11 protein-coding genes and 1 tRNA gene are annotated in these 14,164 nt (G+C 69.2%); 3 read left to right on the top strand and 9 right to left on the bottom strand.

Annotation, left to right across the window (positions count from 1 at the left end):
• Positions 1–227 precede the first annotated feature (227 nt).
• Both ACIGQF_RS10710 and pyk read left to right on the top strand, forming a co-directional pair.
• Positions 228–956, top strand: a complete 729-nt coding sequence (locus ACIGQF_RS10710; RefSeq protein WP_399707946.1) for an SIMPL domain-containing protein — start codon at positions 228–230, stop codon at positions 954–956.
• A 288-nt stretch (positions 957–1,244) separates the two neighbouring features.
• Positions 1,245–2,681 carry a pyruvate kinase gene (gene pyk, locus ACIGQF_RS10705; RefSeq protein WP_399707944.1) on the top strand — a complete coding sequence of 479 codons (1,437 nt, stop codon included), beginning with the start codon at positions 1,245–1,247 and terminating at the stop codon, positions 2,679–2,681.
• Position 2,682: 1 nt separating this feature from the next.
• On the opposite strand, the gene ACIGQF_RS10700 is transcribed toward pyk, so the two are convergent.
• Together ACIGQF_RS10700 and ACIGQF_RS10695 are read right to left on the bottom strand one after the other, a co-directional pair.
• Complete coding sequence (locus ACIGQF_RS10700; RefSeq protein ID WP_399707942.1) at positions 2,683–3,432, bottom strand: hypothetical protein; 750 nt, start codon at positions 3,430–3,432, stop codon at positions 2,683–2,685.
• A 110-nt stretch (positions 3,433–3,542) separates the two neighbouring features.
• Positions 3,543–3,615, bottom strand: a tRNA-Leu gene (locus ACIGQF_RS10695).
• 98 nt (positions 3,616–3,713) lie between these two features.
• Between ACIGQF_RS10695 and ACIGQF_RS10690 the strand changes: the two genes are divergently transcribed.
• A complete protein-coding gene (locus ACIGQF_RS10690; protein WP_399707941.1) occupies positions 3,714–4,376 on the top strand; it encodes an ANTAR domain-containing response regulator in 663 nt (220 codons plus the stop codon).
• 137 nt (positions 4,377–4,513) lie between these two features.
• Here ACIGQF_RS10690 and ACIGQF_RS10685 read toward each other — a convergent pair whose 3' ends face one another.
• From ACIGQF_RS10685 to ACIGQF_RS10655, 7 genes are all read right to left on the bottom strand, one after another.
• A complete protein-coding gene (locus ACIGQF_RS10685; RefSeq protein ID WP_399707939.1) occupies positions 4,514–5,230 on the bottom strand; it encodes an ABC transporter ATP-binding protein in 717 nt (238 codons plus the stop codon).
• Positions 5,227–6,159, bottom strand: a complete 933-nt coding sequence (locus ACIGQF_RS10680; RefSeq protein WP_399707937.1) for an ABC transporter ATP-binding protein — start codon at positions 6,157–6,159, stop codon at positions 5,227–5,229. Before ACIGQF_RS10680 ends, ACIGQF_RS10685 begins: the two co-directional genes overlap by 4 nt.
• Positions 6,160–6,166: 7 nt before the next feature.
• Entirely contained in the window at positions 6,167–7,984 is a 1,818-nt protein-coding gene (locus ACIGQF_RS10675) for a branched-chain amino acid ABC transporter permease (protein WP_399707935.1), read from the bottom strand.
• 5 nt (positions 7,985–7,989) lie between these two features.
• Positions 7,990–8,919, bottom strand: a complete 930-nt coding sequence (locus tag ACIGQF_RS10670; RefSeq protein ID WP_399707933.1) for a branched-chain amino acid ABC transporter permease — start codon at positions 8,917–8,919, stop codon at positions 7,990–7,992.
• Positions 8,920–9,049: 130 nt separating this feature from the next.
• A complete protein-coding gene (locus ACIGQF_RS10665) occupies positions 9,050–10,270 on the bottom strand; it encodes a branched-chain amino acid ABC transporter substrate-binding protein (RefSeq protein ID WP_399708591.1) in 1,221 nt (406 codons plus the stop codon).
• A gap of 639 nt (positions 10,271–10,909) precedes the next feature.
• Entirely contained in the window at positions 10,910–11,383 is a 474-nt protein-coding gene (locus ACIGQF_RS10660; protein ID WP_399708588.1) for a PaaI family thioesterase, read from the bottom strand.
• Positions 11,384–11,789: 406 nt separating this feature from the next.
• Positions 11,790–14,072: an FdhF/YdeP family oxidoreductase gene (locus tag ACIGQF_RS10655; protein ID WP_399707931.1), complete on the bottom strand. Its 2,283-nt coding sequence runs from the start codon at positions 14,070–14,072 to the stop codon at positions 11,790–11,792.
• Between the last annotated feature and the right edge of the window lie 92 nt (positions 14,073–14,164).

The raw sequence follows: 14,164 nt of genomic DNA, 5'->3' as shown, positions 1-14,164 counted from the left end.
CGGAACAACGCGCGTAGATTCTGGCGCAGGCGCAACTCCCGCAACACCCCTCACAGGTTGCGATCGGATGACCACCACGCCGCCCACCACTCCCGCACTCGCCTGACAAACCCCCGCCACCGTGCGAGGCTCTCCACGGAAACTGTGCGAGGCCTGCCCGGAGACCACGCGGCCCCGACCACCCGGCACACCACCGCGTCGCGCCACCCGAAGGAGCCCCCCGCCCCATGACCGATGCGCCCACCCCCTTCACCACCGCCGGGCACCCCGAGCCCGCCCTCCCGTACGGCACCCCCGACGCCCCGCGCGTCGCCGTACGCGGCGAAGCGCGCCTCGAAGTCGACCCCGAAATCGCCCGCATCGGCATCACCGTCCAGGCCCGCGGCACCGACCGCGCCGCCGCCCTCCAGGACCTCACCCGCCGCAACACCGAAGTCATCGACCTGGTCAAGAGCTACGGCGAAGCGGTGGAAAAGCTCGCCACCGGCGCCTTCACCGTCACTCCCCAGCTCACCCACAAGGGCCGCGGCGAACGCGTCCGCGCCTACCACGGCAGCGTCCACCTCACCGCCACCGTCACCGACTTCAGTGCACTCGGCGAACTCGCCACCCGCCTCGCCGACCACGAACTCACCCGCGTCGCCGGCCCCTGGTGGGACCTGCGCCCCGACTCACCGGCCCACCGCGAAGCCCGCCAGCAGGCCGTACGTGAAGCCGTCCAGCGCGCCCGCGAATACGCCGAAGCGCTCGGCGCCCGCCTCGACGCCCTCCTGGAACTCGCCGACATCGGCGCCGAAGCCCCCGCACCCGCCGGCAACCCCATGCTCCGCTCCCGTGCCGCCTACGGAGGCGCCGCCCACGAGGAGACCGCCCCCGCGCTCGACCTCGAACCCCAGCAACAGACCGTCTACGCACACGTCAACGCACGCTTCACGATGACGCGCCCCACGCTCTGACGATGCCGCGAGCGGTGACAGTGCCGCACGCCCTGACAGTGCCGCACGCACTGGCGGTGTCACACACGGACATGCGTACGAGGCGACCGCGCAAACAGCGAGCGGCTCGTGCGGACGTCGAGCAGCTTGTGCGGACGTATGTACGAGTGCACGTGCAAGGCTCGAATACTGCTCATAGGAGCGGGTGCTCGCACATTGCAATACTTGTCAAGAGCCTTTCACCGCACCGACGTTGGGCAGTCACTTCTCCACAAGTCTCTACCGGCCGGTAAGTCATAGGGTCGACCCATGCGCCGAGCAAAGATCGTCTGCACCCTGGGACCCGCCACAGATTCGTACGAGCAGATCAAAGCCCTCGTCGAAGCCGGAATGGACGTGGCCCGCTTCAACCTCAGCCACGGCACCTACGCCGACCACGAGGCGCGCTACGAGCGGGTCCGCAAGGCATCCGACGAGACCGGACGCAGCGTCGGCGTACTCGCCGACCTTCAAGGTCCGAAGATCCGCCTCGGCCGATTCCGAGAAGGCCCCGTCCTCCTCGAAACCGACGACGAATTCACCATCACCGTCGAACCGGACACCGAAGGCGACCGCAACGTCTGCGGCACCACCTACGAAGGGCTCGCCGCCGACGTCACCACCGGCGAACGCATCCTCGTCGACGACGGCAAGGTCACCCTCGAAGTCATCGGCGTCGACGGCCCCGAGGTCCGCACCCGCGTCATCGAAGGCGGCATGGTCTCCGACCACAAGGGACTCAACCTCCCCGGCGTCGCCGTCTCCGTCCCCGCCCTCTCCGAGAAGGACCAGGACGACCTCCGCTGGGCACTGCGCACCGGCGCCGACGTCATCGCCCTGTCCTTCGTACGCAGCGGCCGCGACATCGAGGACGTCCACCGCATCATGCAGGAGGAAGGACGCTTCCTCCCCGTCATCGCCAAGGTCGAAAAGCCGCAGGCCGTCGACAACATCGAGGACATCGTCGCCGCGTTCGACGGCATCATGGTCGCCCGCGGAGACCTCGGCGTCGAAATGCCGCTCGAAACGGTCCCGATCGTTCAGAAGCGCGCGGTCAAGCTGGCCCGGCGCAACGCCAAACCGGTCATCGTCGCCACACAGATGCTTGACTCGATGATCGACAACTCCCGGCCCACGCGCGCCGAGGCCTCCGACGTGGCCAACGCCGTCATCGACGGCACGGACGCGGTGATGCTCTCCGGCGAGACCTCCGTCGGCAAGCACCCCACCGAAACCGTCCGCACGATGAGCCGCATCGTCGAGGCCGCCGAGGAAGACATCCTCGCCAAGGGCCTGCGCCCCCTCACCGAGACCAGCAAGCCCCGTACGCAGGGTGGTGCCGTCGCCCGCGCCGCCGCCGAGATGGGCGACTTCCTGGGCGCGAAGTTCCTCGTGGCCTTCACGCAGTCCGGCGACACGGTCCGCCGGCTCTCCCGCTACCGCTCGCCGATCCCGCTCCTCGCCTTCACGCCGGAGCCGGCCACCCGCTCCCAGCTCAACCTCACCTGGGGCGTCGAGACGTTCCTCGGCCCGACGGTCGACTCCACGGACGAGATGGTCGCCCAGGTCGACGAGCAGCTCCTCCGTATCGGCCGCTGCCGCCCCGGTGACGTAGTGATCATCACCGCCGGCTCACCCCCCGGCGTCCCCGGCTCCACGAACCTGGTCCGCGTCCACCACATCGGCGAGGACGACTCCCCGAAGTAGGTCAGTATTTCGGCCCGACGTGGGCGTCCATGAGCGCCACGGACGCCCGACGGGCGACGGAGATGCTCTCGGCTTGGCGCGACTGCCGGGCGGGCTTCCACTCAACGCCGAGCGAGTCCAGGGTGTCGGTGTAGAGCCGCACGATGTCGGCGGAGGTATTCGTGAAGAAGTACCGCGGGTACTCGTAGCGCTTCCGTACGCCGCCGACCATGCGGGTCGTCCAGTTGGTGATCCGGCATCCGTCGGAGTGGATCAGCCCGCGTATGAGTTCCCAGGGGTAGGCGTCGACGATTTCTTGCTGCCAGGGTTCGAGGGCGATGCGGCGCTCGTGCTTCCTACCGGGGCCGTGCTGGGGGAAGAGGCACGGCCAGTGGCGGCTGTAGCTGGTCACCATGACGCAGCCCTGCTTGCGGACGAGACAAACGCTGTTTGCGGGGCGGACGCGCAAGATGGCGTCGCGGCATGCGGAGATGAGTCCGGGCCATGCGTCGGCGCAGGCGATGCGTAAGGCGTAGCCACCCCGTGGGTGTCTGCTGAGGCAGCCGTCACCGAGGTAGAGACCCAGCAGGTACGAGTAGGCGGGGAGGTCATCAGGCCGAGAACACTCACCGGCTCGGGAGATCGGCTCGATCCGTACCTGCCACTGGCGGATCGCGGCGCGGGATATGCCGGTTGCTTTGCTGACGGAGTTGAGACTGCGGCCTTCGGAAACGAGGGCGAGGACACGCTCGCGCGTCGCGATGTCGTACACATCAAAGATCGTGGCGTGATCTTTACCATCGAAGGTCGGATCGAAGGGATGTTCACCGTAGGGAGTGAAGATCGTCGATCAGGTGCAGCGTCTTCGAAATGAAGGTAAAGTGCCCCGGGTGGGATTCGAACCCACGCTACATGGTGTTTGAGACCATCGCCTCTGCCGCTGGGCTACCGGGGCTTCCTTCGAAAGAAAGGCGAGCGGCGACCCGCCGTTCTCCAAACATACAGGAGATAGGTAGGCTCGTGGGGCACCACCTGCCTGGAACGAGGAGTCACGTGAGCGCCGCCGAGCCCGAGCAGCCCGTCGCCGACGAGCAGTCGCACGTCCCGCCGCAGACCACCCGCGTCGTCATCGCCGAGGACGAGGCGCTCATCCGCCTGGACCTGAAGGAGATGCTGGAGGAGGAGGGCTACACGGTCGTCGGCGAGGCCGGTGACGGCGCGAAGGCCGTGGAGCTGGCCCGTGAGCACCGTCCCGACCTGGTGATCCTCGACGTGAAGATGCCCGTCCTCGACGGCATCTCCGCGGCAGAGCAGATCGCCGAGGAGAGCATCGCCCCGGTACTGATGCTGACCGCGTTCTCCCAGCGTGAGCTGGTCGAGCGGGCGCGGGACGCCGGTGCCATGGCGTACCTGGTCAAGCCGTTCTCCAAGAGCGATGTCGTGCCGGCGATCGAGATGGCCGTGAGCCGGTTCACGGAGCTGCGGACGCTGGAGAAGGAGGTCGCGGACCTCACCCAGCGGCTGGAGACGCGCAAGCTCGTGGACCGGGCGAAGAGCATTCTGCAGACGCAGTACGGGCTGACCGAGCCCGCCGCGTTCCGGTGGATCCAGAAGACGTCGATGGACCGGCGGCTGTCGATGCAGCAGGTCGCCGAGGCGGTCATCGAGGACGCCGAGGAGAAGAAGCAGAAGGAGAAGGACACGGCCTCCGAGTAGCCGGTCGTCCCGGGCCGCGTGGCGGCTCCGGGCGGTGGCAGAGGCGGGGCGCTTCCGCGTACGGCGAGGGCCGCACCATGATCATGGTGCGGCCCTCGCCGTGTTGCGTACCGGCGTCCTGCCTGCTCGCCGCGGCTTCAGTCCTCGCCGAGGTAGGCCTTGCGGACGGACTCGTCGTGGAGGAGGTGTTCTCCGGTACCGGAGAGAACGATCCTGCCGATCTCCATGACGTGTCCGTGATCGGCGAGGGAGAGCGCGGCCTGGGCGTTCTGTTCGACGAGGAGGATCGTCGTGCCCTGGGAGCGGAGTTCGATGATGGTCTCCATGATCTTCTGCATCATGATCGGGGAGAGGCCCATGGAAGGTTCGTCGAGCATGAGAAGTTTGGGGCGGGACATCAGGGCGCGGCCCATGGCGAGCATCTGTTGTTCGCCGCCGGAGAGGGTGCCGGAGGCTTGTTTGCGGCGTTCGCCGAGGATGGGGAAGAGCTCGTAGATCCGCTGGATGTCGCGTTCGATGCCGTTGCTGTCCTTGCGGAGGAAGGCGCCGAGCTGGAGGTTTTCGGCGATGGTGAGGCGGGGGAAGAGGCGGCGGCCTTCGGGGGAGTGGGCGAGTCCGCGTTCGACGATCTTGTGGGCGCCGACGCCGTTGAGGACCTGGCCGTCGAAGGTGATCTTTCCGGCGAGTGGTTTGAGGAGGCCGGAGAGGGTGCGGAGGGTGGTGGTCTTGCCGGCGCCGTTGGTGCCGATGAGGGTGACGACCTGGCCGGCCGGGACGCTGAAGGAGATGCCCTTGACGGCTTCGATCTTGCCGTAGGCGACGCGGAGGTCCTCGACTTCGAGCAGGGCGGTCATCGCGCGTCTCCGTTCGGGGGGTTCTCGTCGGGAGCGGTGTTCTCGTCGGGCGCGGGGCCCGGCGCCGGTCGCGTCTCGGCGGCTGCCTGCGCTTCTGCCGCGTCGACCTCGGCGGCTTCTTCCGCGCCGGGGGCGCCTTCGAAGGGGGTGCCGAGGTAGGCGGCGACGACGCGTTCGTCGGCCTGGACGACGTCGGCGGTGCCTTCGATGAGTTTTTCGCCCTGTACGAGGACGGCGACGCGGTCGCAGAGGTTGAAGATGAAGCGCATGTCGTGCTCGATGACGAGGACGGCGGTGCCCTGGTCGCGGATGGCGAGGACGAGGTCCTGGGTGGCGCGGGTCTCCTGGGGGTTCATGCCGGCGGTGGGTTCGTCCAGGAGGAGGAGGCCGGGTTCGCTGGCGAGGGCGCGGGCGATTTCGAGCTTGCGCTGTTCGCCGTAGGGGAGGTTGCGGGCCAGGTGGTCGCGTTTGGCGGCGAGGCCGGTGAATTCGAGGAGTTCCAAGGCGCGGGCTTCGCTGCCGCGTTCGGCTTTCTTGAAGCCTGGGCCTCGTAGGAGCGCTGACCACAGGCCCTCTTTGGTGCGGGTGTGGCGGCCTACGAGGACGTTCTCCAGGACGGTCATGTTGGCGAAGAGGCGGATGTTCTGGAAGGTGCGGGCGACGCCGGCCTGGGTGACGAGGTGGGGTTTGGGGGAGAGGCGGGTGCCTTTGTAGCTGACGGTGCCTTCGCTGGGGGTGTAGAGGCCGGTGAGGCAGTTGAAGAAGGTGGTTTTCCCGGCGCCGTTGGGGCCGATGAGGCCGACGATTTCGCCGGGGGAGACGGTGAGGTCGACGGCGCGTACGGCGGTGAGGCCGCCGAAGCGCATGGTGACGCCGGCTGCTTCGAGGACGGCCCCGTTGCTCTTCGTGACGGTCGTGGGTGTGGTCATGGTGTCCTCACGCCCCTGCCTTGGTGGCGCCGGTGGTGTCCTCGTTGAGGCGCGGTTCGGGTACGTCGGGTACGTCGAGCTGGCCGGTCTCGTGGAACTCGAGCTGCTTGCGGCGGTCGGGGATGAGTCCTTCGGGGCGGAAGCGCATGAGGAGCACGAGGGCCAGGCCGAAGAGGAACAGCTGGTAGTCCTGGAGGAAGTCCAGTTTGGCGGGGATGAGGAAGAGGAGTGCCGCGCCGACGAGGGGTCCGCTGAGGGTGCCCATGCCGCCGAGGATGACGGCGGCGAGGAGGAACGCGGAGTTGGGCGGCTGCGGTCCGGCGAACTGGAACTGCTCGGGTGTGACGGTCGTTACTACGTGTGCATGGACGGTTCCGGCGAGTCCGGCCAGGGCGGCGCCGAGTGCGAAGGCGAGGAGGCGTAGGCGGAAGGAGTTGATGCCCATGGCGATGGCGGCGGTTTCGTCCTCGCGGATGGCGATCCAGGCGCGTCCGATGCGGGAGGCGGCGGCGCGGCGGAAGACGAGGACGACGAAGGCCGTCACGAGGATCATGAGGAGGTAGTAGTTGCCGTAGGTGGCGATGGGCACGCCGAGGATGGTGTGGGGTTCGCCGAAGTTGAAGCCGAAGATCTCCAGGTTGGGGACGTTGGGGATGCCCATGGCGCCGTTGGTGACGTCGGGTCCGGTGGTGCCGTTGAGGTTGAGCATGGCGATGCGGAAGATCTCACCGAAGCCGAGGGTGACGATGGCGAGGTAGTCGCCGCGCAGTCGCAGGGTGGGGGCACCGATGAGGACGCCGAAGACGAGGGCTGCGGCGGCGCCGGTGAGGAGCGCTGCCCAGAAGGGGAGTTGGATGCCGAGGGCGGAGTCGGGGGAGCCGGAGACGAGGGCCGCGGCGTAGGCGCCGACGCCGAGGAAGGCGACGTAGCCGAGGTCGAGGAGGCCGGCCAGGCCGACGACGACGTTCAGGCCGAGGGCGACGGTCGCGAAGATCAGGATGTTGGCGCCGATGATCGTGTACTCGTCGGTGTCCTGGGTGAAGGGGAAGGCGGCCGCGGCGATGAAGGCGGCGGCGAGTGCGATGCCGCGGTGCCGGCGGGTGAGTGCGGTGAGGCGGTCGATGAGGCCGGCGCGGTGCAGTGCGGGGACGGCGAGGGCGACGAAGAGGAGGTAGCCGACGAAGGGAGGGCCGTCTTCGGCGTCGATGCCGTACGTGAAGGCGAAGAGGGCGATGCCGAAGGCGACGGCGATGAGAAGGATCTCGGCCCAGGAGGGGAGTCGCTTGGCGGGGCGCGGGGTGGGGACGGCCGCGCAGCTGTTGGTGAAGCGCTGCCAGGGGCCGTGCGGTGGTGTGGAGGGGGTGCGGTCGGCGGGGAGGCCGAGGGCGCCGAGGAGGGTGATCAGTGCGGTGATGCCGGCGATGAAGCCGCCGGGTTCGAGGTTGATCAGGCCGCCGAGTTGTACGGCGATGGCGCCGAGGGTGAACCACGTGGTGGCGAAGGTGGCGAGTGCGGCGAAGAGGAGGGGTGCGTTGCGGCCGCCGGGGGTGAGTGCGGTCAGGCCGCGGATGCCGAGGCCGGCGAGGGCGAAGGCGAGGGTGAGGAGGGCGCCGACGAGGGTGATGAGCTGGAGTCCGGCGGGGGAGCCGTAGTAGGTGAGGTCGCCGGGGAATTCGCTGCTCCAGGTCCAGGCGAGGCCGGTGGAGGCGGCGGTGAGGAGGGCGCCGGCTGCGGTGAGGAGGCGGGCGGCGCGTGCGGGGAGGGGGAGGAGGCCCGCTGGGGGTGTGTCCGTGGCGGGGGTCTTGGTGATGGGGGTGGTGGTCATCGCTATCACGCCCGATCCGCGACGCGTTCGCCCAGGAGGCCTTGTGGCCGCAGGAGCAGTACGAGGATGAGGAGGACGAAGGCCCAGACGTCTTTCCAGGCTCCGCCGCCGAACTGGGTCATGCCGGGGATGAACTCGACGTAGGCGGTGGCGAGGGCTTCGGCGACGCCGAGGACGAGGCCGCCGAGCATGGCGCCGTAGATGTTGCCGATGCCGCCGAGTACGGCGGCGGTGAAGGCCTTCAGGCCCATGATGAAGCCCATGCGGAACTGGACCTCGCCGGTGCGCAGTCCGTAGGCGACGGCGGCGACGCCGGCGAAGGCCGCGCCGATGGCGAAGGCGAGGACGATGATGCGGTCGGTGTTGATGCCCATGAGTGCGGCGGTGTCGCGGTCCTGTGCGGTGGCCTGCATGGCGCGGCCGCTGCGGGTCCGGGAGACGAAGTAGCCGAGGGCGAGCATGCAGAGCGGGGCGGCGATGAGGACGAAGAGGTCGCCGCGCTGGACGGTGGCGCCGAGGATGTCGAAGGCGTCGCCCTTGAACTGGGGGAAGACCCGGGCCTTCTTGGCGTCGGGGTACCACTTCCAGACGGCTTGCTGGAGTGCGATGGACAGGCCGATGGCGGTGATGAGGGGGGCGAGGCGGGGTGCGCCGCGCAGGGGGCGGTAGGCGAAGCGTTCGGCGGCGACGCCGACGAGTACGGAGACGAGGATGCCGCCGATGAGCATGAGGGGGAGGGCTGCCATGAGGGGCAGGCCGGACGGGAGGGCGAGGTAGACGGTGAGCGCGCCGAAGCCGCCGACCATGAAGATCTCGCCGTGTGCGAAGTTGATGAGCTGGACGATGCCGTAGACCATCGTGTAGCCGATCGCGATGAGTCCGTACATCGCGCCGAGGATGAGTCCGTTGGCCAGCTGTTGCGGCAGTTCGTTCACCGCAGGGCCTCCGTGGGGTGGGAAGGTACCGGTGGGCCGTGCTTGCGGGGGGTGTGCGGTGTGCCGCGGGCCGCGCCAGGGGTTGGTGTCCTGCTGGCGCGGCCCGGTGAGGGGGCAGAGGTGGTGCCGGTCAGCTCTTGTCGAACTTCTTGAACTCGGCGCTGAAGCGGGCTGCCCACTTCTTGTTGTCGACCTGGTAGGCGGTGATCATGGTGTTGGTGGTGTCGCCGTACTTGTCGAAGGAGACCTTGCCGGTGACGCCTTCGAAGGAGACCTTGTTCATGGCGTCGACGACCTTCTTGCGGGCGTCGTCGGGGAGCTTGCCGTTGTTGTCCTGGACGACCTGCTTGACGGCCTGGATGATCGACCAGGTGGCGTCGTAGGTGGAGCCGCCGTAGGCCTCGTAGGCGTCCTTGTAGCCGGCGTCCTTGTAGTCGGCGATGAACTTCTTGGCGGAGTCCAGCTGCTCTACGGGCTTGCCGACGGAGGACGCGTAGTCGCCCTGTGCCTTCTTGTTGAGTTCGATGTAGTCGCCGCTGTACATCCCGTCGCCGCCCATGAGGGGTACGTCGACGCCGCCGTCCTTGAGCTGCTGGCTGAGCGGTCCGGAGGCGGGGTATTCGCCGCCGTAGAAGACGAGGTCGGGCTTGGCGCCCTTGGCCTTGGCGACGACGGCCTTGAAGTCGCGGTCGTCGGGGCTGACGTGCTCGGTGCCGACGATCTTGCCGCCGAGCTTGGTGAACTGGTCCTTGAAGGAGGAGGCCAGGCCGACGCCGTAGGTCTTCTGGTCGTCGATGACGTAGGCGGTCCTGACCTTCATCTTTTCGTAGGCGTACTGGCCGTCGAACGCGCCCTGGACCTCGTCGGTGGTGGCGGTGCGGAAATAGGTGGAGAACTGCCGCTTGCGGTCGTTCTTCTTCCAGTTCTTGCCCTGGGTGAGGTCGGGCGTGGTGTTGGCAGGGGAGATGAGGGTGACGCCGTTGGACTGGGCGACCTGCTGCATGGACTGGGCGACGCCGGAGTTCAGCGGGCCGACGATGCCGAGTACTTCCTTGTCGCCGGCCAGTTTGGTGGCGTTCTGCTGGCCCGCGTTGGGCAGTGCCTTGTCGTCGAGGGGCCGCAGTTCGAAGGTGACGCCTTCGACCTCGTTCTGTTTGTTGGCGTTCTTCACGGCGAGGTCGGCGGAGTTCTTGATGCCCTGGCCCAGTGCGGAGAGTTCGCCGGTGAGCGGGGCGTCGAGGCCGATGACGACGGTGGCCTTGGAGCCGTCGCCGCTCTTGTCTTCGCCGCGGGAGCCGCACGCGGAGAGCGTGAGGGCGCCGGCGGCTACCGTGGTGGTGAGTATCAGCAAGGAACGGTGACGCACGATCAGTCCTTTCCCCTGGCTCGGTCACGCCACTGCGTGACCGTTCGCGCGCCGGGCTGTACGGGGTGATACAGGCCGTGCTGGTACAGCGCGCCCGGCGGCGCGGTGACTGGCGGTGATGGTAGAGCTGCCCCAACGGTGGGGGTACCGGCGCCGACGAGGATGTGACGCTCTTGTTATGACCTTCGATGAGCGTTTCGTGCGGATGGTCCTTACCGCTGAGGGGTGTACGGCAGGCGGAGCGTCAACTCGCACTTCTACGAGGGAGTTTGTCGCGTGGCGCCCCAGAGGCGTCCGGAATGCGGTGCGGGCGGCGGTACGGGAGCGGCGCCGCGACAGCCCTGGGAGGCGCGGCGGAGGCAAAGTACGTGTGCGTTACACAGCGTTAGGGCGACGGGCGACGGGCGACGGGCGACGGGCGGCGAGGGCGTCCGCCGGTGCGGAATGCGCGCGGGATACGTACGGCACGCGTGCGGATGGCGGCGTGTCCGTGCACCGGATCGCCCGGGGCGCGGACGCGCCGCGGCCCCGCTCCGAGGATGCCGGAGCGGGGCCGCGATGCGAACTGATCGTGCCAGGTCAGCAGGGGTGTGCCGGTCGTTTCAGGAGGCTGCGCCGGTCGGTTCAGGACGGCTGCGCCGGGGCCTCGGTGTCGCGCAGCAGGCAGGTCAGCCGCGCGCTGCAGACGCGCTTGCCCTGCTCGTCGGTGATGGCGATCTCGTACGTGGCCGTGGAGCGGCCGCGGTGCACGGGCGTGGCGACGCCGGTGACCAGTCCGGTGCGCGCGCCGCGGTGATGGGTGCAGTTCAAATCGACACCGACGGCGAGCTTGCCGGGGCCGCCGTGCAGCATGGCGCCGACGGAGCCGAGGGTCTCGGCGAGCACGGCGGAGGCGCCGCCGTGCAGCAGGCCGTAGGGCTGGGTGTTGCCTTCGACGGGCATGGTGCCGACGACCCGCTCCGGGGAGGCCTCCACGACCTGCACGCTCATCCGCGTGCCGAGGTGGCCGGCGGAGAACAGGGCGGGCAGGTCCAGGCCCTGCCCGGCCCACTGGTCGAGGACTTCCTGGGGGAACGTGGTCGTGGTCTGCTCGCCCATGGCGTGCGGCTCCGTTCGCTCGCGCTGCTCGTCGTGATCGCTGTTCGTTGTGACGCTGTTCTTGGTGACGCTGTTCGTCGTGGTGTGCCGGTGCACTGGCCGTACGCGTACGAGCCGGCGGTGTGGGCCGCGGGCCGGGCCGAGGCGGGCGTCGTGCCGCCCTCAGGCTACTGAGCGAGCGCTCAGTTCGGGGTCCGGAACGCTGTGCGGCTCGTCACTGCGGGGGGCGAGGGCCTGGTCGGGGGCGGTGTGCCCGCCGGCCCCCGGCGTTCCCCCGGCGCTGCGCCGCGCCCCGGCGCGTGCTCGCCGCGGCGCTCGCGGCGTCCTGGGCGTGCCGCCGCGCGCCGCCGACCTCGCGGCGTCCGGCGTACCCGCAGCACCCCGCCCCGCCAGCTGCTCCCACCCCTCAGAGCGTCGTCCGTTCCAGCCTCACCACCACCGACTTGGAGGCGGGGGTGTTGCTGGTGTCGGCCGTGTGGTCGAGGGGGATCAGGACGTTGGTCTCGGGATAGTAGGCGGCGGCGCAGCCGCGTGCGGTGGGGTAGTGGACGACGCGGAAGCCGGGTGCGCGGCGTTCGACGCCGTCGGTCCACTCGCTGACGAGGTCGGTGTACGCGCCGTCGGCGAGGCCGAGGGCGCGGGCGTCCTCGGGGTGGACCAGGACCACGCGGCGGCCGTTCTTGATGCCGCGGTAGCGGTCGTCCAGGCCGTAGATCGTGGTGTTGTACTGGTCGTGCGAGCGCAGCGTCTGGAGCAGCAGCCGGCCTTCGGGGGCGTCGGGGTACTCCACCGGGGCGGCGGTGAAGTTCGCCTTGCCGGTGGCGGTCGGGAAGCGGCGGTCGTCGCGCGGGGCGTGCGGCAGCGCGAAGCCGCCGGGGCTCGCGACGCGGGTGTTGAAGTCCTCGAAGCCGGGGACGACGCGCGCGATGCGGTCGCGGACCGCGGCGTAGTCCTGCTCGAACTCCTCCCACGGTGTGCGGCTGTCCTCGCCGAGCACCCGGCGGGCGAGGCGGCAGACGATGGCGGGCTCGGAGAGCAGGTGCGGGCTCGCGGGCGCCAGGCGGCCGCGGGAGGCGTGCACCATGCCCATGGAGTCCTCGACGGTGACGAACTGCTCGCCGCTGTCCTGGACGTCCTTCTCCGTGCGTCCGAGGGTGGGCAGGATCAGGGCGCGGGCGCCGGTGACGACGTGCGAGCGGTTGAGCTTGGTGGAGACGTGGACGGTGAGGTTCGCCCGGCGTACGGCGGCCTCGGTGACGTCGGTGTCGGGGGTGGCGGAGACGAAGTTGCCACCCATGGCGAAGAAGACCTTGGCCCGGCCGTCGCGCAGCGCCCGGATGGCCCGTACGACGTCGTAGCCGTGCTCCCGGGGCGGTGCGAAGCCGAATTCCTTCTCCAGGGCCTCCAGGAAGGCGGGCGCCGGGCGTTCGAAGATGCCCATGGTGCGGTCGCCCTGGACGTTGCTGTGGCCGCGTACGGGGCAGACGCCGGCGCCGGGGCGGCCGATGTTGCCGCGCAGCAGCAGGAAGTTGACCACTTCGCGGATGGTGGGGACGGAGTGCTTGTGCTGGGTGAGGCCCATCGCCCAGCACACGATCGTCCGCTTCGAGGCGAGGACCATGTCGAGTGCGCGGTCGATCTCGGCGCGCGTCAGGCCCGTGGCCCGCAGGGTCTCGTCCCAGTCCAGCTCGTCGCGCGCGACCTCCCGGAACTCCTCGAAGCCGTGCGTGTGCTCCCGGATGAAGTGTTCGTCGAGCGCGCCGTCGGTCGTGAGGAGCAGGTGGTTCAGCGCGCGGAAGAGTGCCTGGTCGCCGCCGAGGCGGATCTGGAGGAAGAGGTCGGTGAGCGCGGTGCCGCCACCGGCCAGGCCGCGCGGGGTCTGGGGGTTCTTGAAGCGCTCCAGGCCGGCTTCGGGCAGCGGGTTGACCGAGATGATCTTCGCGCCGTTGGCCTTGGCCTTCTCCAGGGCGCTGAGCTGACGGGGGTGGTTGGTGCCCGGGTTCTGGCCGGCGACGATGATCAGGTCGGCCTTGTGGAGGTCTTCCAGCGAGACGCTGCCCTTGCCTATACCGATGGTCTCGGTGAGGGCCGAGCCGGAGGACTCGTGGCACATGTTCGAGCAGTCGGGGAGGTTGTTCGTGCCGAACTCGCGGGCGAAGAGCTGGTACAGGAACGCCGCTTCGTTGCTCGTACGGCCGGAGGTGTAGAAGACGGCCTCGTCGGGGGAGCCGAGGCCGGTCAGCTCCTCGGCGACGATGTCGAAGGCCCGCTCCCAGGACACGGGGGCGTAGTGGTCGGCGCCCTCGGCGAGGTACATCGGCCGGGTGAGGCGGCCTTGCTGGCCGAGCCAGTAGCCGCTGCGCTTCGCGAGGTCGGCGACGCAGTGGGCGGCGAAGAAGTCGGGCGTGACGCGCCGCAGGGTGGCTTCCTCGGCGACGGCCTTGGCGCCGTTCTCGCAGAACTCCGCGGCGTGCCGGCGGTCCGGGTCGGGCCAGGCGCAGCCGGGGCAGTCGAAGCCTTCCTTCTGGTTGACGCGCAGCAGCGTCAGCGCCGTGCGCTTCACGCCCATCTGCTGACGGGAGATGCGCAGGGCGTTGGTGATCGCGGGCAGGCCGACGGCCGAGTGCTTGCGGGCGCTGACCTCGGGGGCGTCCTGTACCGGGTCCGACTCGGGTGCTTTGCCTGCCATGGCGGTCTCCTGGGTGCCGATGCCGCTGCGCTGCCGTGCGCGAGCAGCCGTTCTGTATATCACCATTCAGCCGTCCGGATCATGCATGGAAT

This window comes from Streptomyces sp. NPDC053560, from assembly GCF_044544605.1.
GTDB lineage: Bacteria > Actinomycetota > Actinomycetes > Streptomycetales > Streptomycetaceae > Streptomyces.
This window is presented reverse-complemented; position numbering and strand designations above follow the sequence as displayed.

Excerpts from the sequence above, each read along its gene's own strand:
- ACIGQF_RS10655 (WP_399707931.1), bottom strand. The coding sequence starts at position 14,072 with ATGGCAGGCAAAGCACCCGAGTCGGACCCGGTACAGGACGCCCCCGAG.
- ACIGQF_RS10675 (WP_399707935.1), bottom strand. The coding sequence starts at position 7,984 with ATGACCACCACCCCCATCACCAAGACCCCCGCCACGGACACACCCCCA.
- ACIGQF_RS10680 (WP_399707937.1), bottom strand. The coding sequence starts at position 6,159 with ATGACCACACCCACGACCGTCACGAAGAGCAACGGGGCCGTCCTCGAA.
- pyk (WP_399707944.1), top strand. The coding sequence starts at position 1,245 with ATGCGCCGAGCAAAGATCGTCTGCACCCTGGGACCCGCCACAGATTCG.
- ACIGQF_RS10685 (WP_399707939.1), bottom strand. The coding sequence starts at position 5,230 with ATGACCGCCCTGCTCGAAGTCGAGGACCTCCGCGTCGCCTACGGCAAG.
- ACIGQF_RS10710 (WP_399707946.1), top strand. The coding sequence starts at position 228 with ATGACCGATGCGCCCACCCCCTTCACCACCGCCGGGCACCCCGAGCCC.
- ACIGQF_RS10660 (WP_399708588.1), bottom strand. The coding sequence starts at position 11,383 with ATGGGCGAGCAGACCACGACCACGTTCCCCCAGGAAGTCCTCGACCAG.